Raw genomic sequence first — 20830 nt, forward strand, 5'->3', positions numbered from 1 at the left:
CTTATTTTAAAAGCTCATCAATGACTGCCATTCTCAAATACATGCCATTTTCCATTTGTTTAAAAATACGTGATTGAGGTGCCTCTACTAGGTCACTTTCAATTTCTACACCTCTATTGACTGGAGCTGGATGCATGACAATAGCTTCTTTCTTTAATTTATCATATCTTTCCTTCGTTAACCCATATTGTTGATGATAATTGTCAGCTTCAAAGTTAGCTTTTCCTGTAATGCCGTGTCTTTCATGCTGAACTCTAAGTAACATCACAATATCAACTTTATCAATCACATCATCAATACTAACGTATGATGCTTCTATTCTATCATCTACCCATTCATCAGGACTCGCGAACATGACATTTGCACCTAATGCTTTTAAACTATGGAAATTACTTCTAGCAACACGAGAATTTTTAATATCACCACAGATCAATACATTTAAGCCTTCGAATTTTCCATATTCTTCATATATAGTCATTAAATCAAGTAGGCTTTGTGTTGGGTGTTGTCCACTACCATCACCACCATTGGCAATTGGTATATTCAGTCCTTCTAAATCTTCGTAATATGCATTTTGAGAGTGTCTAATTACTAATAAGTTTACACCAATACTTTCTAATGTCTTACAAGTATCGTAAAGTGATTCTCCCTTTTGTACAGACGACGTACTCGTTTCAAAATTCACTAAATTCAATCCTAATTTTTGTTCGGCAACTTCAAAGCTACACTTTGTTCTTGTTGAATTTTCAAAGAACAAATTAGCTACAAAATGATCTTTGTATTGTGGTACATTAACTTCTCCAGATTTAAACTGACTTGCTTTTTTAACTAAGCTATAAATTTCATCGTTTGATAAATCTTCCATTGATAATAAATGTTCCATTGTTTGCCTCCTCAGAATATCTAACTATTTTTTAGGTAAGATTAAATTTAAGATAATGCCTGATAAAGCTGATAATGCCATTCCTTCAAGTTGTAAGTTAACGCCGATGCCTTTTAAATTGATTAATAAATTTCCAATACCAACGACTAAGATGACTGATGCTATAACTAAGTTTCTATTGTTAGCAAAATCAACATTGCTTTCTACAATCATTCTCAAACCACTTGCTGCGATAATGCCAAATAATAGTATGGACACACCACCCATAACCGGTGTTGGTATAGAAGAAATAAGTGCTGTAAATTTACCAATGAATGCAAGTACGATTGCGATGACTGCAGCACCACCAATCACATAAATACTATAAATTTTCGTAATCGCTAATACACCAATGTTTTCACCATAAGTTGTGCTTGGTGGTCCACCTATGATACTTGCAACCATCGTTGACACACCGTCACCAATGATTGATTTATCTAGACCTGGATCTTTAAAGAAGTTTTTACCTACAATTTTGTTGATTACCATTTGGTGTCCAATATGCTCACTGACAGTTACAAACACGACTGGAATCATGACTAGCACCAAACCTAAATGGAAGGAAGGTACATAATCTTTAAATGGTAAGTAAATATCTGGAAATGCTAACCATTTTGCTTTTGCAATCGGTGCAAATTTGACCAATCCCATAAAGATAGAAACGATATAACCGACAATGATTCCTATTAATACAGGAATTAATGATAAGAATCCTTTGAAGAATCCTTGCACAACGATTGTTACTATGAGTGTGATTAATGCCACTAGTAAATAACTTAAGTTATAACCTTTCATATCCGCAGAGTTTTCGTACATTGCCATGTTAACTGCAGTTGGCGCAAGACTTAATCCAATAACCATTATTACAGGTCCAACTACAACTGGTGGAAGTAAGTGCATTAACCAACCTGTACCACTAAAACGAATTAAGATACCAATAATGACGTACATTAAACCACTCATGAAGAGCGCGACTAACATGTCTCCTAAACTATGCGTACTTAATCCTGTAATGATTGGTGTGATGAAAGCAAAACTAGAGCCCAAATATGCTGGTATTTTAGCTTTAGTAATGAGTATGTATAACAATGTTCCAATTCCTGATGCAAGTAATGCTGCTGAAATAGGCAGTCCTGTTAAAAATGGTACAAGTACCGTCGATCCAAACATCGCAAATAAATGTTGTAAGCTTAAAAACGCCCACTGTGCTGGTTTTGGTTTATCTTTAACATCTAATACTGGTTGTACCGTTCTTTCAAACATTTGTTCATTTTCCATGGTGATTCATTTCCTTTCATAAAAAAATCTCTTTACATACAGTTATGCAAAGAGACTAAAGCGAATGATATGAAGTATTTAAGCTATATAAATACAGTAGTTAACATAATGTTTTTATCGTAACTACTTTGCTCATATATTCATTTCACCTTTTTCAGTCTCTCGTACTGCTTTAAAAGGGATATTATTCTATTATAACTGCATTACTTGAATCCTTTTCAGTTAAGTACACTTTAACGGATTCATCTCGTGCAGTTGGTATGTTTTTTCCTACAAAATCTGCGCGAATTGGAAGCTCTCTGTGGCCTCGATCAACTAGCGTAGCTAAACCAATTTTAATTGGTCTTGCATGTAATAAGATGGCATCTAATGACGCTCTGACAGTTCTTCCTGTGTATAAGACGTCATCAATGATAATGACAACTTTTCCTGTAATGTCTACATCTATTTCAAAAGCTTTGTCGAATGATTGCTTTGAAACATGATCAATATCATCACGGAATTGTGTTATATCAATTGTGCCTGTTGGTACAAGTTGTTGCTCTATCATATTTATTTTTTCTTGAATACGATAAGCTAAATATGCACCACGAGTTTTAATGCCTAGTAAAACTAAATTCTCAGTACCTTTGTTATACTCTAATATTTCATGTGCAATTCGAGTAACCGTACGTTGAATTGCTGCTTCATCCATTATGATGCGTTCAGACATTGTCTCACCTCTATCTCTTATTCATATCAAAAAAACCTCACGTCTTTAACAAAGACATGAGGTTGATATATAGACAATGCGTGATATAAATTTAGTCCTGATGCAACTAAACAGTATTCCACACATATTCTTAACCGTTTGATTTGCAAGCATTCAATAATAAATCGTTAGTATTAGGTCATTGAATTGATTACAATCATGTATATCAGTATCATTTTCATGTCTTTGAAGCCTCTCTGGACTTATCTTTAAAGACTACTTTTATATTTAAACTGTTATTAGTTTAATCCTAAAGTTACAAATAGTCAACGTCTTTTCCAATAAAATACTTGATTGATTATAATTTTTTAAATATTTATTATATGACGTCTTCAACATCCCATATGGAAGTTTATTTAATCACAGACGTTGTACGTTTTTGATATTTTTATAATACAATAGCATAACTAAAGTATTCGCAATCGCTATGCTAATAATCATAATATCTTGGTTATCTTTTAATAATATACTAATAATAAATGATACAACCAACATCATAGCACCAATCATAATATATTTGATGTTTTTAAGTTCTTTATGAAAATATGTCGTATTAATCCAAACCCCAATATAAAATAATAAGATACTACCATGCATCATACAGATTTCAAAAATGGCACTTAACTGATGCGAGTCACTAAAAATAACAGCAGCATTTAATATACCTAATGCTACATTAATCAATAAGTGTGTATAAACCAATTGGAAACCAATCGTTGTTTGATGTAAATTAATATGACTTTCAGTCACTAACCAATACGTTCCAAATAAACTTACGACAATTAAAAATTGAAATATATAAATATAGTTAAAATGCTCTATACTAAATATAGATGTTAATCCAACTAAAACCTCACCAAATATAATAATCGTCAACAATGAGAATCTTTCAACTAAATGTGATAAATTCACAGGTGATTGATATAAATATTTTCGGTATGGAATCAAGCCTGTTGAAGCAATAAATAATCCTAAAAATCCTGGAATATAATGAATACTTTTCGGTAATACAAGTGATACAAATGATAGGATTGCAACGATTAATGCTACTAATGCAAATGCCTGACACGTTTTATAATCAGGTTTATGTTTTGTTTTAGTTAAATGTAAACCATATTGAATACTAATACTTAGATATAGAATTCCAACACATAAAAAGAATGGAAAGAATGTTTTTTCAAAATCAGGATATAAACTATTCGATAAAAAGACTAATACAAACAAGTTAAACATCATAAATATGACATCTTTAGTTGTCGTTTCTCCAAATCTATTCGTATAAAATGTTTGATGCGACCATAATATCCATAAAAACACACTCATAATGATATACTTTAAAAATAATTCAGATGATATGGTCCCCTCGTGTACATTTAAAATGACATGTGCCATCTTTTGCATCGCATAAACAAATATTAAATCGAAGAATAATTCATGAAATCCCGCACTTTTCTCTTGTAAATGTCGAGATTGATACGATGTTTCCATTTAATTTGTTCCTACTTTCACTTTGTTTTCAACATATCATAGCATATTACATGTTAAGTTTATATATTTTATTTTGAAGAAAGTACAACTCATTTTATGATTACTCTATAAATAACACCTTATATCATCTAACATATTCCTTTTGAGTATAAAAAAAGCCCCTAAATGACAATGACATATCATTTAGGTGCTTTGATAGTATTTATTATTTTATACCTTTTACTAAGCGTCTCTTTTTCTAATATCGGCTAATAAATCTTCAAATTCCTGAGGTAATTCTGCTGTTCTTTCAATATATTCATGTGTAACCGGATGCTCAAAACCTATCACACCTGCATGTAAGGCTTGACCACCTATATCTAATGTTTTTTTAGGACCATATTTAGGATCTCCGACTAATGGAAATCCAATGTATTTCATATGAACACGAATTTGGTGCGTACGTCCTGTTTCAAGTTCACATTCTATTAAAGTGTAATCTTTAAAATGTTCTAAGACGTTAAAGTGTGTAACTGCTTCTTTGCCATCATCTACGACCGCCATCGCTTGACGATCTTTCTTATTACGTCCAATAGGCGCATCTACTGTTCCATAGTCATGTGGAATATTTCCATGTACAAGTGCAATATATTTACGTTTAACTGATTTAGCCATTAATTGTTCAACTAATCCACGATGCGCAATGTCATTTTTAGCAACCATTAATAAGCCAGATGTATCCATATCAATTCTGTGAACAATACCTGGACGAATTTCACCGTTTATACCAGATAAATTTTTAATTTGATACATCAATCCATTTACTAACGTACCAGTGTAATGGCCTGGTGAGGGATGCACTACCATACCTTTTGGTTTATAAACAATAGCAACATCATCATCTTCATAAAAAATATCAAGATTTAAATTTTCCGGTGTGATATCTGCTTCTACGACTTCTTGTTCAGTCACGACGATATTGTCATTTTGCTTCACTTTATAATTGGGTTTGACTACTTTGTCATTTACTTTCACAAGATCTTCTTTAATCCAATCTTGAATTTGGCTACGTGACCAATCACTGTTTAATTCTGGTAATACTTTATCTAATCTCTGTCCAACATGATTACTATCTGTAATCGTATATTCATACGTTTCCATAATCAGACCTCCTAACCTTTATTTGTTGTATCTTTAAGTAGCGCAATAATAACTAATATCACACCAATTGTTAAACTTGAATCGGCTACATTGAAGATAGGAAAATCATATCCAAAAATATTTGTATCAATAAAATCAACAACTTCTCCATTAAATAAACGATCAATGAAATTTCCTAAAGCACCTGCAAACAATAAACTTATCGCTAACTGCATAAATAAATTATATTGCGCTTCTTTAATAAAGAACAATACAAGTACAATTAAAATAATCACTGTAATAATATAAAAGAAAAACATTTTACCACTTAATATACCCCAAGCAGCACCATTATTTCTATGTGACGTTATATTTAAAAAATTGGGTATCACTTCGTAAGAATCGCCTATTTTCATTGAACTAGCAATAATCCATTTTGTCACTTGGTCAATGACAATGATTAAAAAGGCTACGAGTAATGAAATACCGACATAATATTTCTTTTTCATTCATGTTCCTCCATTCATAACCATTCATCACTTTTTTTACAACAACATTCATTATATCTTAAACATGAATATAAAAACAGGTTAGCTTCATAATAAATAATTGATACAACAAACAAATGGAAGTGGGATAGAAATCATTAAGAACCACTAATCATTGATTATGTAGTGGTTCTTACGCATTAGCCACAGCTAATGTGTACTTTAAAATAGAAATACATGAGTGAAACTCATGCATAAGAAACACTAATTTCTAAAGAAAAAGTATTTCTTTATCGTTGTCCATCCCCAACTTGCATTGTCTGTAGATTTTCTTTTCGAAATTCTCTATGTTTGGGGTCCGTCCCCCGGCAAGGTTGACTAGAAATGAAAAGCTTGGTACATTAGACCGTCTTTGTAATTTATTACTTAGACGGTTTTATGCATGAACTTTAGTTCATGTATACCGCTAAAGCTTAATTTGAACACATGAGTCAATACGCATGTGTAAGTCAACTACTGCCTTAATATCAATGTAACTTGAAATATATTGATGCCTAGCCTAAACTCATTTCATCATTACGATATATGTTGATTCTCTTTAGGATGAATATATTGATATTGATCAACGTCATTCGCTGGTATTGTTCTATTTGATATTTCATACGGCTTTTTAAAATTCATTTCTGAAACGTACAATGATTGATCATCGTTCACTTTTTCAATGTAGGCTACATGACCATATTTTCCTTCAGTTGTCTGTAGAATCGCACCTTCTTTAGGATGTTGATTGACTTTATATTGATCTTTTTTAGCATTTTTCGCCCAATCTTTAGCGTCATGCCAAGAATTTGCAATTTGATGATGGTCTTCTCTCACTTTATCGAACACATAATAAGTGCATTGTCCTTTTTGATACGTATTATATTTCATCGGATTAAACTCTAATAAATGATTTTTAGGTTCAGTCATATCTTGATTATTTAAACCATCAAAAATTGCTGCTAGCGTTAGACCTATCGTTATAAATAACATCCAAAAAATACTTTTCTTCACTTCATCACTCTTCTTTTATAAAATTAAATCTAAAGTAGATACCATCTGGTCCTTTGATATTTAAATGTGTTGTCTCTGGATAATGAAAGTCTACAAGCGCTAAACCATACGAGTGCGCATTATCTACACGTTTGGTTCCAGAAATCCATTGATTTAATGCTAAATGATGATGATAATGTTGAGATGATAAAAAGAGCGAATAATCATCCATATATGCAGATTCTTCTAAACCAAAATAATTTAAATAGTATGGTTTAACTTCAGAAATACGAATCGATTTCAAATGCAAGGTACCAATTTTAGCATCATCTGGTATACCTTGCCATTTTTCATCTGATACTTCATTTAATAAACGTGGTACATTAATCGGTACGATATTAAGTAACACTTTGTCATCTTCATAATGCCATTCTTCAAAATCTTGATCTACATAGAATTTCAAACCATTTCCTTCTGGATCTTCGATAAAAAGAGATGTAGCCACACTCTGCTCTCCACCATTTACTGGAATTTCATAGTCACTTAATTGTACTAACAAATCTGCTAAATCTGATAATGAAGGTAGTATTATACCAACATTAAATAAGCCTGCTTCTGACATTAGTGGTTCTCTACCGTTAGCAATTTCATTTAAAATAATGAAATGATTAGACATGCCTACTTCATATTGAATACTCGTCATTGTTTCGTTTACGATATTAAATCCTAAAATCTGTTCGTAAAATGGTTTGAGTGCATCTTTATCTCTCACATTAATCGTTATTCCGTTGACAAAATTTGCATCTTTATTATGAAACATTCCATGTACCTCTTTCAAAATAACTTATCTGTATAACTTTCTTTACTTATGAATTATGACTCATATTTTAAATATTATGCAAAAAAATCAAAACAAAAGCAACTTAATTGCAATTCATATCAATACTAATTAAGTGATGATGTGTTCATAATGTATTAGGCTAATTTCGATAATACTTTCTAATATTTAATAATACCCATAATATCCCAAGTCGTTATAAAATAAAAACTGTTAGCAAAGTCATCCGACTTTGCTAACAGTTTGAATACAATTTTACCTATTAAATTAATGTCTTAACTACTTCTTGGCAACGTGGACATAAGTGATCTAATTCGCCAACAGAACCTAATTGATCACTATAGTTCCAACATCTTTCACATTTTTCACCTTCAGCATGTTCAATACGGATGTCACCATGTTGATATGATACGCCGTTATCAACTTGATCAACAACCTCCGCTTGTGAAGTGATAAATAATTGTTGTAAATCATCAAATTGTTGTAAGAACTCTGTAGCATTAAAGTCTTGATTACTACCAATCACAACTTTAGCTTCTAATGATTTACCAATTACTTTTTCATTACGCGCTGCTTCTAAGGCACGGTTCACATCATCACGTAAGTTCATAAATGTATTCCATTTATCTAATAATTGTTGATCTACTTCTTCAACTTTAGGCATATCAGCTAAGTGAACACTTTCTTCTTTAACATGAGGTGTATGTGACCAAACTTCCTCTGCTGTATGCACTAAAATTGGTGCAAGCAACTTAGTCATATCAACTAAGATTTGATAAAGTACTGTTTGCATACTACGACGTTTATGTGAAGAACGTTCTTCGATATAAAGGATATCTTTACCATAATCTAAGTAGAAGTTACTTAATTCAACATTGATAAAGTTTTGAACTTCTTGATAGATATTAAGATAATCAAAGTTTTCATAATTGTTAATTGTACTTGCAGTAAATTCACGTAAACGATGTAATAAATAACGATCTACTTCTAATAACTCTGCTTCAGCGATGCTATCTGTTTCAGGATTGAAATCACTCACATTACCTAACATAAATCTCAATGTGTTTCTGATTTTACGATATACATCAGAAGTTTGTTTTAAGATTTCATCTGAAATACGTACATCTGCTAAATAGTCTGTACTACTTACCCACAGGCGTGCAATATCTGCACCTTTTTGTTTAACGACTTGATCAGGCACAATGACATTTCCTAATGATTTACTCATTTTTTTACCTTCTCCGTCCATAACGAAACCATGAGATAATAAGAATTTATATGGTGCTTGACCTCTTGTCGCAACAGAAGTAGTAATAGATGAGTTAAACCAACCACGGTATTGGTCACTACCTTCAAAGTATAAGTCAGCTGGGAAACTTAATTCTGGACGTGTTTCAAGGACACCTCTATGAGATGAACCAGAATCGAACCATACATCCATGATGTCATTTTCTTTCGTAAATTCACCGTTTGGACTTCCTGGATGTGTAAAGCCTTCCGGTAATAAATCTTTGGCTTCTTTTTCAAACCAGATATTAGAACCATGTTGTTCAAATAAATCTGCAACATGATTTACAGTTTCTTTCGTCATGATGATGTCGCCATTTTCTGCATAAAATACAGGTAGTGGTACACCCCAAACACGTTGACGTGAAATTACCCATTCACCACGGTCACGAATCATATTATAGATACGTGTTTTACCCCAATCTACTTTAAATTGAGTATCTTCAATTGCATCTAAGATGTCTTGTCTCACTTTATTAATTGATGCAAACCATTGTGGTGTAGCACGGAAGATAATTGGTTTTTTCGTTCTCCAATCATGTGGATAACTATGTGTAATAAAGTTTAATTTTAATAATGCATCTTTCTCAGTTAATAAGTCCGTTACTGCTTTATTCGCTTTATCATAGAACATACCTTCAAAAGGTCCACCTTCTTCAGTGAAGACACCTTTATCATTTAATGGACTGATCACTGGTAAATCATATTTTTGACCAACAATATAGTCGTCTTCCCCGTGTCCAGGTGCTGTATGAACACAACCTGTACCAGCATCAGTTGTAACATGTTCACCGTTAATCACTAAAGAAGTACGATCTAAGAATGGATGTTGTGCTTCAACATATTCTAATTCTTTACCTGTAAATTCTTTTTCAAGTTGAATCGTATCTTGATCCCATTCTAGAGCTTCTGCTACTGTTTCTGCTAAAGCTTGAGCAATAATGTATTTTTTACCATTTACATTATATTGGCCATATTTTAATTCTGGATGAACAGTAATCGCAACATTAGAAGGAATTGTCCAAGGTGTAGTTGTCCAGATAATAAATTGTGCATCTTTGTCTACAACACCTTTATCATCTTTAACATCAAATGCTACATAAATTGATGCTGAACGTTTGTCATGATATTCGATTTCCGCTTCTGCAAGAGATGATTCACTTGATGGTGACCAATAAACAGGTTTTTTACCTTTATAAATAAGTCCTTTTTCTGCCATTTCACCAAATAATCGAATTTGAGCAGCTTCATATTCTGGTTTCAATGTGATATATGGATCGTTAAAGTCACCACGTACACCTAGACGTTTGAAATCTTTCTTTTGAATTTCAATTTGTTCTAGAGCAAATTCTTTACATTTTTCTCTAAATTCAGCGGTAGACATTTTTTTACGATCTACACCTTTTTTAGTTAAAGCTTGTTCAATTGGAAGACCATGTGTATCCCAACCAGGGACGTATGGTGCATAAAAACCTTGCATTGTTTTGTAACGAACAATAAAGTCTTTAATGATTTTGTTTAATGCATGTCCCATATGTAAACTACCATTCGCATATGGTGGTCCATCATGTAAAATATATGAGGCATTACCTTTATTTTTCTCTAACGCTTTTTCGTATTGATTGTCTGCATCCCATTGTTCTTGGATTTTTGGCTCTTTATTTGGTAATCCGCCTCGCATTGGAAATTCTGTTTTGGGCATTAATAACGTATCTTTATAATTCATATACTTTCATTCCTCCTAATTATAAAAAAGAACTCTAAGTTCAATTAACAGGGACGGTTATACCGCGGTACCACCCTGATTAACTCAACTTAGAGTTCTCTCTTGGTTCTTTATTCATAATGATAAGTCAGTGATATAAGAAACATGCTTATATTAGGCTCCCACCATCTCCTAATTCGCTGTAATAAGTGTAGTGTTTCTTACGCGTCTGACTTCAAATTTAATTGTTATTTTAGATTCGTTGATTCAGATTGACTTGTACTTGTTGAATCACTTTGAGACGTTGATTTAGTCTCAGACGTTTGTGTTGATTGTGATTGACTTTGAGCATTATTTTTCATGGCTTTTTCTTCTTCTGTTAAATCATTATCGTTTAAATGATGAATGTCTTCTAAAGTGACCTGTTCAGCATCTAAATCATAATTTAATAGGTAATCCCAATCTTCATTCTTCAACAAGTCTAATTGAGCTTCAACTAACATACGGAAACGTGATCTAAATACTTTAGATTGGCGTTTCATATCTTCAGTTTGGAAAGCTAAGCGACGTGCTTTTTCGATAGCATCATTAACAATTTGGTCTGCTTGAGCTTGTGCTTTAGCAATTGTTGCCTCTGCATCTTTATTCGCAGCTAATTTCGTTTCTTCGCCAGCTTTTTGAGCTTGCACTAAAGCATCGCTCACTGATTGGTGAACATCTTGATAAGACTTAATATTAGTATCTCTTTCTTCGATGACTTTTTCAAGTTGTTTTTTATCTTCTTTTAAACGTTCTATTTCAGTACTTAACTGGTCTAAATAGTTTGCAACTTCAGTAGGTTCTAAACCATTTTTCACACGAGTAAACTCTTTGCTTTTAATTTCACTTGGTGTAAAAGGCATTGTGTATCCTCCTTAATTTTACACTATTTAAATAATGTATGATAGGTTATGTGTATTTTATCTTTTTTCGTTCTTCCACCAATATCGGTTACTTGAGCTCTTCCGAATCCTTGTATGGAAAGTAAGTCATTCATTTCTAATTGAAAATCTGGTGAATCAATAATGGTATGATTTACTTTGACTCTCTTCTTCTCTATAAGTTGTTTCGCAATAGATCTTGATTTATGAATCATATCTTTTAATACGACATCAAGTCTAAGTGCACTCACTGTTGAACTTTGAATCTTCCAATTCTCTTCTGATTGTATCATATCTTCCAACGGAATAGAATTAAGTTTAATTGTAGCACCTTTGATTCTAGTGAATTCTAACATAATAAATGATTCTAATGCTTTTGTCAAAACAAATTGAATACGTTCCCCAACAATGATATCACCAAGTTGATTTCTATCAATTCCTAAAGACATCAGCGTACCTAAAACGTGTTGATGTTGAATAGTTACAAACTTTTCAGGATAATGTATTTCAATTAATGTGAGTTCAAAGTCACTTTCATCTGGTTCATAATATGATGGTGCAATCACGGCACGTTGTCGTTCTGCTCTCGGTCCACCATTAAAATGTACTTTCAAATCGTCATAACTGCCACTAATCACTTCTAAAATATATTGCCCTCTTGGATCTAAGAATGTGGTTAGCACAGGCGAATAGTGCCGTTCAGCTTGTTCACATTTATCAATTAAAATATCAATCAAGCTTTGTTCTTCTTTTCGAAAATGTTGATAAATATCGATGGCTTATCCCCCGCTTAACTTTAATATGAATTATTTAAATTATCATTTTTTTATCCATGCAACAATAAAACGAGGCAACATGGAACGTTTCCAATCACCTCGTTTATGATCATCATATTTATATTGCTGTCTAAACTAACTATCTCGCTAAATAAGCTAAAATCATGTTAAAAATAGTTACTAGTCCTCTTTGGAATAAAACTAAAACTATAATAGCAGCAATTGATGAAATATCAATCATTCCAATAGGTGGAATGATTTTTCTAAATGGTTCTAAAAATGGTTCATAAATTTTACCTAGTATTTCACCAAATTTAGATTCACGTATACTTGGTACCCAAGATGTAAAGAAATATACAATCATACCAAAATAATAAATTTGGACGATCCAAATGATAAATTGGAAAATTGTATTAAGTAATCCAATATCCATACGTTAGCTCCTTATTCGTAATGTTGCTCCATGTTTTCAATATGATCTGTAATACTACCGGCAACTTCGACGTTATCAGGTGTACATAAGAAAATATCAGTACCTACACGTTGGATATCGCCACCAATGGCATATACAGTACCACTTAAGAAATCAATGATACGTTTTGCTGAAACTTTGTCGATTCTTTGTAAGTTAACTAATGTTGCACGGCGATTTTTTAATTCATCTGCAATATCTTGTGTATCTGAGAAAACTCGTGGTTCAAATAAACACATTTTTGAACTTTCTTGTGTAGCATAATTTGATTGAACGTTATTATTCATTGTTACAACATTTCTAGTATTCGATTTAGAATTATTACTCATACGATAATTCCTTTCTTCAGAAGTTGTATTATATCTTGTTGTACTTTTTTGAGGTACAGATTTAATCGCACTTGTTTTAGATGCAGCTGGTTGTTGTACAGGTTCTTTTGGCGATTCTACTTCACGTTCTGGTTTACGATCACGCTCAGGTTCACGTTCTTCTGGTACTTCTACTTCTTCTTCATCTTCAACAACAAAAAATCCATTAAATAAATCTTTTAAAGCCAAGGGGCTCACTCCTATTCTCCTACAAGTTTAGTCCCAATTCTCACAAATGTTGCACCTTCTTCAATTGCTATTGGATAGTCATTACTCATCCCCATCGACAATTCTTCACACGGTGCATATTCTAAATTGAGTTTTTTAATTTCATCTCTTTTTGTTCGCAATTTTCTAAACAATGACTGAATATACGCATTATCATCCGTATATGGTGCCATCGTCATTAAACCGACTATTTTTATATTTTCAAATTGTTTAATTTCTTCAATAAAAGCATTCACTTCATCTAAACTAATCCCATGTTTGGATGATTCACCTGAAACATTCACTTGTAAGAAACAAGATATTGTATGCTCGGCACGCTTATTAATTTCTTTAGCTAAACTCATTCTATCTAAAGCATGAAAATAATCAACATCATTGATGACATCTTTAACCTTTCTAGATTGCAAAGAACCGATAAAATGAAGCACTGCATCTTTTGGTAATGCTTCTTTCTTCTCTTTGAACCCTTCAAGTCTATTTTCTCCAAAATGTCGAATTCCAGCTTGATAAGCTTCTTTAGCTCGCTCTATTGTAACATACTTTGTTACTGCAATCACGTTAGGCTGTGTTGAAATGTTACTTTTTTCTCTATGCTCATTGATTTCTAAATTGATTTGAGCGAGATTATCTTTCACTTCACGCATTATGAATCACCTTGCTTTCTTCCTATAAATGCTAACATTCGTCCAGTTTGTCCTTTTTCCACTCTATAAGAAAAGAAATAATCCAGGTTTTCAGATGTAGCATAATCTGTAATATAAATATTACTTTCCGGTACACCTACACTTTGTAATAAAAGAGAGTTGGCCTTTTTCAAATCAATGCCGTGTCTATCACTATCACGTGTTTCTATAAATTGAGTTGTATCAATATCTAGCGTTTCAAATTTCATTTTAATATCATCATTAATTTCATATGAATTGGATGTAGCCGGACCAATAACAACATTTAAATCCGTAACATCAAAATCAATATGTCGAACCATCTCTTTAACGATTTCTCCGTAAGTGCCCCGCCAACCAGCATGTGCAAGTCCAACATAATGATGTTTCTCACTATAGAAATAAACGGGTACACAATCTGCGTAACACATCGTTAATAATATATTGGGCTCATATGTATACAATCCATCTATACCATGTAAACCATTTGTAATAGCATCAATGTTTACACCTTTATCATCTGATGTTATTTTAGCAACTTTATTCTCATGTGTTTGTATCGGAAAAACCCACTCACTTCGTGGGAAGCCTATCATATTAGCTAAAATGTTTTGATGTTGTGTAATGTTGTCTTGTCGATCATCTACATATCTAGCCATATTAAATGCTTTTTCAGGATACATACTTAAGCCACCCTCACGTGTAGTAAAACCAAGGGTAGTATGTGTCATTTTATCGTCTTTATATGCTAAAAAATGATTTTGTTTTATAAATTTTTCAGTCAACTATTTCACAACCTTAAGTATGAATTTTCATTAATTTCGATTAAAGTGTCTAAATATGTTTTATAGAACTATTATATAGCATTCTTATTCGTATTTAAATTAAAACTATTATTTCTGTCCTTGAAACTAATTATTTTAAAATTATTCTTCAACGAGTTATTAAAAATCAAATTTTAAATAAATTAAAAAGTCATCAGAAATATTTCTGATGACTTTAAGTATAATGGTTAAGATAAGATTAACGTCTTGTTCTTCTAGAACGTCTTTCTTCTCTATTTCTGATGAAGCTTGGAATATCATCGTCTTTAGTCGTATGACTTCTTTCAGTCACACTATCAGAAGATGAACTTGATGCAGAACTGCTGATTGATTCTTCTTTACCAACTGAAGAAGTCGATGAAGCGCTATTTACGCTTGAACCAAATCCAGTGCTAGAAGCTTTGCGACCTTGAGATGATGGTTTATCTTCAAATCCAGTAGCAATTACTGTTACTACAATTTCATCTTGTAATTCTGGATTGATTACTGTACCGAAGATCATATTTACATCTTCATCTGCAGCATCTTGAACGATATCCGCAGCTTCTTGTGCTTCGAATAATGAAAGTGATTCGCCACCAGTAATATTCATAAGCACACCTTGAGCACCAACAATTGATGTTTCAAGTAATGGTGAAGAAATTGCTTTTTTAGCTGCTTCTACTGCTCTATTTTCTCCAGAAGAAACACCAATACCCATTAATGCTGAACCTTGGTTAGACATGATTGTCTTAACGTCAGCAAAGTCTAAGTTAACTTCTCCAGATACTGCGATTAAATCAGAGATACCTTGTACACCTTGACGTAATACGTTGTCAGCTTCTTTGAATGCTTCCATCATAGGTGTTGATTTGTCTACGATATCTAATAAACGGTCGTTAGGAATAACGATTAATGTATCTACAGCAGCTTTCATTGATTCAACGCCGGCAGCAGCTTGTGTTTGACGTTTACGTCCTTCGAAACCAAATGGACGAGTAACAACACCAACTGTTAACGCTCCCATTTCTTTAGCAATTTTAGCTACTACAGGAGCAGCACCAGTACCAGTACCGCCACCCATACCTGCAGTTACGAATACCATATCTGCACCTTGGATTGCATCTTCAATTTGTTCGCGTGATTCTTCAGCAGCTTTTTTACCGATTTCTGGGTTAGCACCAGCACCTAATCCACGAGTTAATTTTTCACCAATTTGGATTTTTGATTCGGCTTTAGATAAGTTTAAAGCTTGTCCATCCGTATTAATAGCGATAAATTCTACATTATTCATTCCGTGGTCAATCATACGGTTTACAGCGTTGTTACCGCCGCCACCTACACCGATGACTTTTAAAGTCGCTAAATGATTAAATCCTTGTTCAAATTCTAACATTTAAATTTCCTCCTAGTTTTAATGGCCAATAATCATTCAAATAAAGATTTCATGAGTTTTTTAAATTTACCTTCTTCTTTGTCTTTACCTTGAGCATTATGATGATCTTCTTCTAGATGAGTTTCGCGGTCGTCATATTCTTCATGAGGTGGTTCAGGCTCATCCTCATAAACATCTATTTTGTTCGATTTGCGTTTGAACCAATCGAAACCGCTTGATTTAGAGTCAGTATCTCTTTCATCAGATTCGATAACTTCCTCTTCAAATTCCTCATTATCATGATAATTAATTGTAACATAATCTAATAACTCATCAAAAGTGATACTACTAGAAATAGTAGAAATCGCAGATGAAAATTCTGGTTTTCTGATTCCCATTTGTGACGGAGTGTGAATTCTCACTTTTTCACTAACCATATCTTGTAATAATTCTCTTACACCTAATAAATTAGCTGATCCACCTGTTACAACAAAACCACCATTAACTTTTGTTAAACCTAATTCTTGTAAAACATCAAAAACTTCGAAGAATATATCTTCAACTCTTGCTTCAATAAAGTCGCTTAAATCTTTTTGAGTATATTGAACATGTTCTTCACTATCAATTTGATCAACTGTGAATACATCTTGACTTGAAGCTGAATCATAAAATGCATGTCCATATTGATGTTTTATCTTTTCAGCTGTGTCATATGATGTATTTAAACCTTGTGCTACATCATCAGTAATATCACGACCAGCCATTTCAATTGAATCTGCATCTACTAATTCGCCACGTTCATAGAAGGCAATTTGTGTTAAATCTTCACCGATATCAATCACACATGCACCAAGTTCTTTCTCAGTTGCTGATAAAATTGATCCGTAATTATATGCATCAGAATATACATCTAATACATCTACACCACATGATTCAACACATTTAATCATATTAATTAAGATTGATTTTTGAATAGCAATAACGCCTGCATCCACTTTAAGTGAATGTCTTGCGATTAATTCTTTTGGATCTGATACTTCATTTTCCTTATCTACAACGAATCGTATTGGGAAAACGTTAATCACTTCTGTTTCAGGAACATCATTTTTATCTCTAATACCTTCTAGTACAGATTCAATATGTGTTCCGTTAATTTCAGTATCTTCATAAAATTCTATTTCATTTGATTCATCATACACTTCTGTTCCAATGATAGGTAATTTTAAAAATACTTCTTTGATGTCTACACCTGAAGCGATAGAAGCTTTTTTAATTGTATCCTTGACAGCTTGTCTAGCAATATCAAAGTCATCAATTAATCCATTTTTTATACCGCTTGTATAGGTTTGTCCTGTACCTATCACATTTATTCCATTGTGAAATTTTTCGCCTACTATTGTTTTAACACTTGATGAACCAATATCTATGCTTACATAGTAATGTTCCTCCATAGATAGGCACCTCCTGACAAGTTACTATTAAAATACACTATGTTTAGTTTACAATACGTTGATAAGCTTGTGAACTATAAACACATACTAATATCAAAATTTTTTAATTATTTTCTTTTGAATCTTTATTAATTTTATTTAACACACTCTGAAGTTCTTCTTTTGCATCCGTTTCTTTCTGTGATGTTTGCGATACACTTTGTTCAGATTCTGATTGTGCACCTGTACTATTTTTATATGGAATGAACGATGCACCAACTGAAAGATCAATGTATCCATCGGTTTTCAAGTCACCAGAATCACTTCGAGATAATGATTCTGACATTTGAGGATAATACTTCATTTTGTCTGCAATCGTCGTAATGTCACCAATCACCTGGATGTTATCTTTTGTGAATATTTTAATTCTATTTTGTTTATTCTTATCTGGTGCATAACTTATTTCCGCAATTAAATTTCTAGCTTTAGGTGACATTTCAGATAACGCTTGTATCATCTTTTCTTTTTTATCTTCTTTGAAACCATCGATAATAGGAACGTCATGTGCAATTTCGCCGTCATAATCTTTTAATTCTTTACCATCTTCTAACACAGGTACATAGTTGTCTTTTGATTTTTCCAAGCCAACGACCTGATATTCAGTTACTTTTACATCTAATGTATTAGGTATTACTTTTGTTATTTTAACATCTTTAATTAATTCTTTTTCCTTTAAACTGCTCTTTGCTTTACTTTTACTAAATGTATACATACGTGAACTTGGCTTAATATCTAATGCTTTATTAATCTGACTTTTACTCACATTATGATTCCCTTCAATTTTCACGTTAGATATTTTACTTAATGGTGTAAACATATAAAGTAAAAATACTACGATTAGTAAAACCAATACTGTTATGACTGTGTATTGAATTCTCTTTTGTCGTTGTCGCCGTTGTGCTCTTTTTTCTTCTAATGTAGGTGAATTAAATTGTGTAACCTTACTATCATAATCTTGTTGTTTATAACCAGATTCATCTTTCTTATCTGTTGACTTTGTCTTTCCTGTTAACTTTTGAAACCAATTCTCTTTAGATTTTTTATTTCTATTTTTAGTAGTTTCATTTGCCTTATGTGATGTTTGGCCTAAATCATCCGACGTTTCATTCTTCTCTAAGTCACTTTCATTTTCATGATAATCATCTGAATATGAGTCCCAATCTTGAGAAGTTTGCATAGATTCTGAATACGTACGATTTTGGTCATCCGGTTCATTTTGACGAACCTGACTCTCCTCATCATCGTTAAAATCCATTATATGGTTGTCCCTATTAGTGTTCTCTTTGTCAAAGTGATCATGACTCGATGAAAATGATTGCTCATCGTCAACTTTATCTTTAAACTTCTTCCTTTTTCTTGTTCTAAAGTCGTTACTTCTACGGAACATACTTAAATCATCGTTTTGATTATCGTCATGATTCGTTTGCTTATTATGGTTATTTTTATTTGTTTTACCGTCCATATGATTTCACGCCCTTTTAGTATGATGGCAAGTGTGCACGGAAACTTTCTATGAATTTCTCACCACGTTCTTCGAATGTGTTGTATTGATCCCAACTTGCACATGCAGGAGATAATAATACAACATCGTTAGGTTCAATGACATCTTGAATTTTATCTACAGCATCTTGCACATCTGTAGCCTTAATGACATATTTACCTTGACTATTACCTAACTTGGCAAATTTTTCTTGTGTTTCACCAAATACGACCATCACTCTGACATTTTTCATATATGGTATTAACTCATCAAATTCATTACCTCTGTCCAATCCGCCACACAACCAAATAATTGGTTGATTAAATGAATTAAGTGCGAATTGAGTAGCTAAGGTATTGGTAGCTTTAGAGTCATTGTAGTATTTATTTGTTCTATTAGTACCGATATATTGTAATCTATGTTCTATACCTGAGAATGTAGTTAAACTATCTGCAATCGCTTTGATTGGTACGCCAGCAAGAATAGCTGCTAACACTGCAGCTAAAATATTTTCTAAATTGTGTTCCCCTGGTAAAACTAAATCTTCTACACTTATAATACGTACGCCTTTATTTTCTATGAATCCATCTTTAATATAAATGCCATCAACAACTTGTTGTGTTGAGAAATATAATGTTTTAGCTTTTAGATTTTCTGATTCGATTAGATGTCGTTGATGATAATTACAAATTAAATAATCATCTTCAGTTTGATTTTTGTATATTTGTTTTTTAGCATTTTGATAATTTTCAAGAGATTCATGATAATCTAGATGTGCTGAGTAAATGTTAGTGATAATCGCGATATGAGGTTTATATTGTTCTATACCGAGTAATTGGAATGAAGATAATTCAGTAATTAAATACTCTTTAGAACTTACTTCTTGTGCTACTTTCGAAGCGACATAACCAATATTCCCTGACAATCTACCTGTAAGTCTACTGTTTTTAAACATATCCCCTATTAGTGAAGTTACAGTTGTTTTACCGTTTGTTCCTGTAACTGCAATAATCGGTGCTTCTGAAATAAGATAACTTAATTCTACTTCAGTTAATACTTTCAATCCTCTTTTAACCGCTTCATCAATGATTGATACAGTATAAGGAATACCTGGGTTTTTAATAACAATTGGATCATTATCTAGTAATGAAGTAGGATGTGAACCACTTACGACTTTTATACCCATCGCTTCAAGATCTTTAGCATGTGCATCTTGAGATAAGTCTTTACCATCATTAACTGTTACCTTCGCACCCAATTTACTCAATAATTTTGCTGCTTCGTAACCACTTTTTGCTAAGCCTACAACTAATACATCTTTATTTTCTAATCCTGTGTAATTTAGCAT

Annotated in this window: 19 protein-coding genes; all 19 read right to left on the bottom strand. The window is 32.5% G+C overall.

Annotation, left to right across the window (positions count from 1 at the left end; genetic code table 11):
* Position 1: 1 nt before the first annotated feature.
* The 19 genes from ACZ267_RS04465 to murD all read right to left on the bottom strand — a co-directional run bounded on the left by ACZ267_RS04465 (position 2) and on the right by murD (position 20830).
* A complete protein-coding gene (locus ACZ267_RS04465; RefSeq protein ID WP_079449104.1) occupies positions 2-883 on the bottom strand; it encodes an aspartate carbamoyltransferase catalytic subunit in 882 nt (293 codons plus the stop codon).
* Positions 884-907: 24 nt separating this feature from the next.
* Positions 908-2200, bottom strand: coding sequence for a uracil-xanthine permease family protein (locus ACZ267_RS04470; protein WP_002466191.1), 1293 nt, complete (start codon positions 2198-2200; stop codon positions 908-910).
* Between the two features lie 184 nt (positions 2201-2384).
* Positions 2385-2912 carry a bifunctional pyr operon transcriptional regulator/uracil phosphoribosyltransferase PyrR gene (gene pyrR / locus ACZ267_RS04475; RefSeq protein WP_002466195.1) on the bottom strand — a complete coding sequence of 176 codons (528 nt, stop codon included), beginning with the start codon at positions 2910-2912 and terminating at the stop codon, positions 2385-2387.
* A 399-nt stretch (positions 2913-3311) separates the two neighbouring features.
* Positions 3312-4439: a low temperature requirement protein A gene (locus tag ACZ267_RS04480; RefSeq protein ID WP_047210765.1), complete on the bottom strand. Its 1128-nt coding sequence runs from the start codon at positions 4437-4439 to the stop codon at positions 3312-3314.
* A 222-nt stretch (positions 4440-4661) separates the two neighbouring features.
* Positions 4662-5579, bottom strand: coding sequence for an RluA family pseudouridine synthase (locus tag ACZ267_RS04485; protein WP_015365098.1), 918 nt, complete (start codon positions 5577-5579; stop codon positions 4662-4664).
* Positions 5580-5590: 11 nt separating this feature from the next.
* Entirely contained in the window at positions 5591-6067 is a 477-nt protein-coding gene (gene lspA / locus ACZ267_RS04490; RefSeq protein WP_002466200.1) for a signal peptidase II, read from the bottom strand.
* Positions 6068-6622: 555 nt separating this feature from the next.
* A complete protein-coding gene (locus ACZ267_RS04495) occupies positions 6623-7099 on the bottom strand; it encodes a CHAP domain-containing protein (RefSeq protein WP_015365099.1) in 477 nt (158 codons plus the stop codon).
* Between the two features lie 4 nt (positions 7100-7103).
* Positions 7104-7898, bottom strand: coding sequence for a VOC family protein (locus tag ACZ267_RS04500; protein ID WP_002465494.1), 795 nt, complete (start codon positions 7896-7898; stop codon positions 7104-7106).
* A 280-nt stretch (positions 7899-8178) separates the two neighbouring features.
* On the bottom strand, positions 8179-10929 hold the full coding sequence (gene ileS, locus ACZ267_RS04505) for an isoleucine--tRNA ligase (protein ID WP_079449105.1): 2751 nt from the start codon (positions 10927-10929) through the stop codon (positions 8179-8181).
* 227 nt (positions 10930-11156) lie between these two features.
* Positions 11157-11810: a DivIVA domain-containing protein gene (locus tag ACZ267_RS04510; RefSeq protein ID WP_002465492.1), complete on the bottom strand. Its 654-nt coding sequence runs from the start codon at positions 11808-11810 to the stop codon at positions 11157-11159.
* A gap of 23 nt (positions 11811-11833) precedes the next feature.
* Positions 11834-12604, bottom strand: a complete 771-nt coding sequence (locus ACZ267_RS04515; RefSeq protein WP_037539754.1) for a YlmH family RNA-binding protein — start codon at positions 12602-12604, stop codon at positions 11834-11836.
* Between the two features lie 139 nt (positions 12605-12743).
* Positions 12744-13037 (bottom strand): YggT family protein, encoded by a 294-nt coding sequence (locus ACZ267_RS04520; protein ID WP_002450621.1) that lies wholly within the window; start codon positions 13035-13037, stop codon positions 12744-12746.
* Positions 13038-13048: 11 nt separating this feature from the next.
* On the bottom strand, positions 13049-13642 hold the full coding sequence (locus ACZ267_RS04525; RefSeq protein WP_015365101.1) for a cell division protein SepF: 594 nt from the start codon (positions 13640-13642) through the stop codon (positions 13049-13051).
* 2 nt (positions 13643-13644) lie between these two features.
* A complete protein-coding gene (locus ACZ267_RS04530; protein ID WP_162832900.1) occupies positions 13645-14307 on the bottom strand; it encodes a YggS family pyridoxal phosphate-dependent enzyme in 663 nt (220 codons plus the stop codon).
* An 8-nt stretch (positions 14308-14315) separates the two neighbouring features.
* Positions 14316-15119 (bottom strand): peptidoglycan editing factor PgeF, encoded by an 804-nt coding sequence (gene pgeF / locus ACZ267_RS04535; RefSeq protein ID WP_002465496.1) that lies wholly within the window; start codon positions 15117-15119, stop codon positions 14316-14318.
* A gap of 238 nt (positions 15120-15357) precedes the next feature.
* Complete coding sequence (ftsZ, locus tag ACZ267_RS04540) at positions 15358-16533, bottom strand: cell division protein FtsZ (protein WP_002465489.1); 1176 nt, start codon at positions 16531-16533, stop codon at positions 15358-15360.
* 32 nt (positions 16534-16565) lie between these two features.
* Positions 16566-17963, bottom strand: a complete 1398-nt coding sequence (ftsA, locus tag ACZ267_RS04545; RefSeq protein ID WP_002465486.1) for a cell division protein FtsA — start codon at positions 17961-17963, stop codon at positions 16566-16568.
* Between the two features lie 103 nt (positions 17964-18066).
* Positions 18067-19464 carry a cell division protein FtsQ/DivIB gene (locus ACZ267_RS04550; protein WP_002465495.1) on the bottom strand — a complete coding sequence of 466 codons (1398 nt, stop codon included), beginning with the start codon at positions 19462-19464 and terminating at the stop codon, positions 18067-18069.
* 16 nt (positions 19465-19480) lie between these two features.
* Positions 19481-20830 (bottom strand): UDP-N-acetylmuramoyl-L-alanine--D-glutamate ligase, encoded by a 1350-nt coding sequence (gene murD, locus ACZ267_RS04555; RefSeq protein WP_079449106.1) that lies wholly within the window; start codon positions 20828-20830, stop codon positions 19481-19483.

The sequence above is a fragment of the Staphylococcus sp. AC872 genome (genome assembly GCF_979255425.1).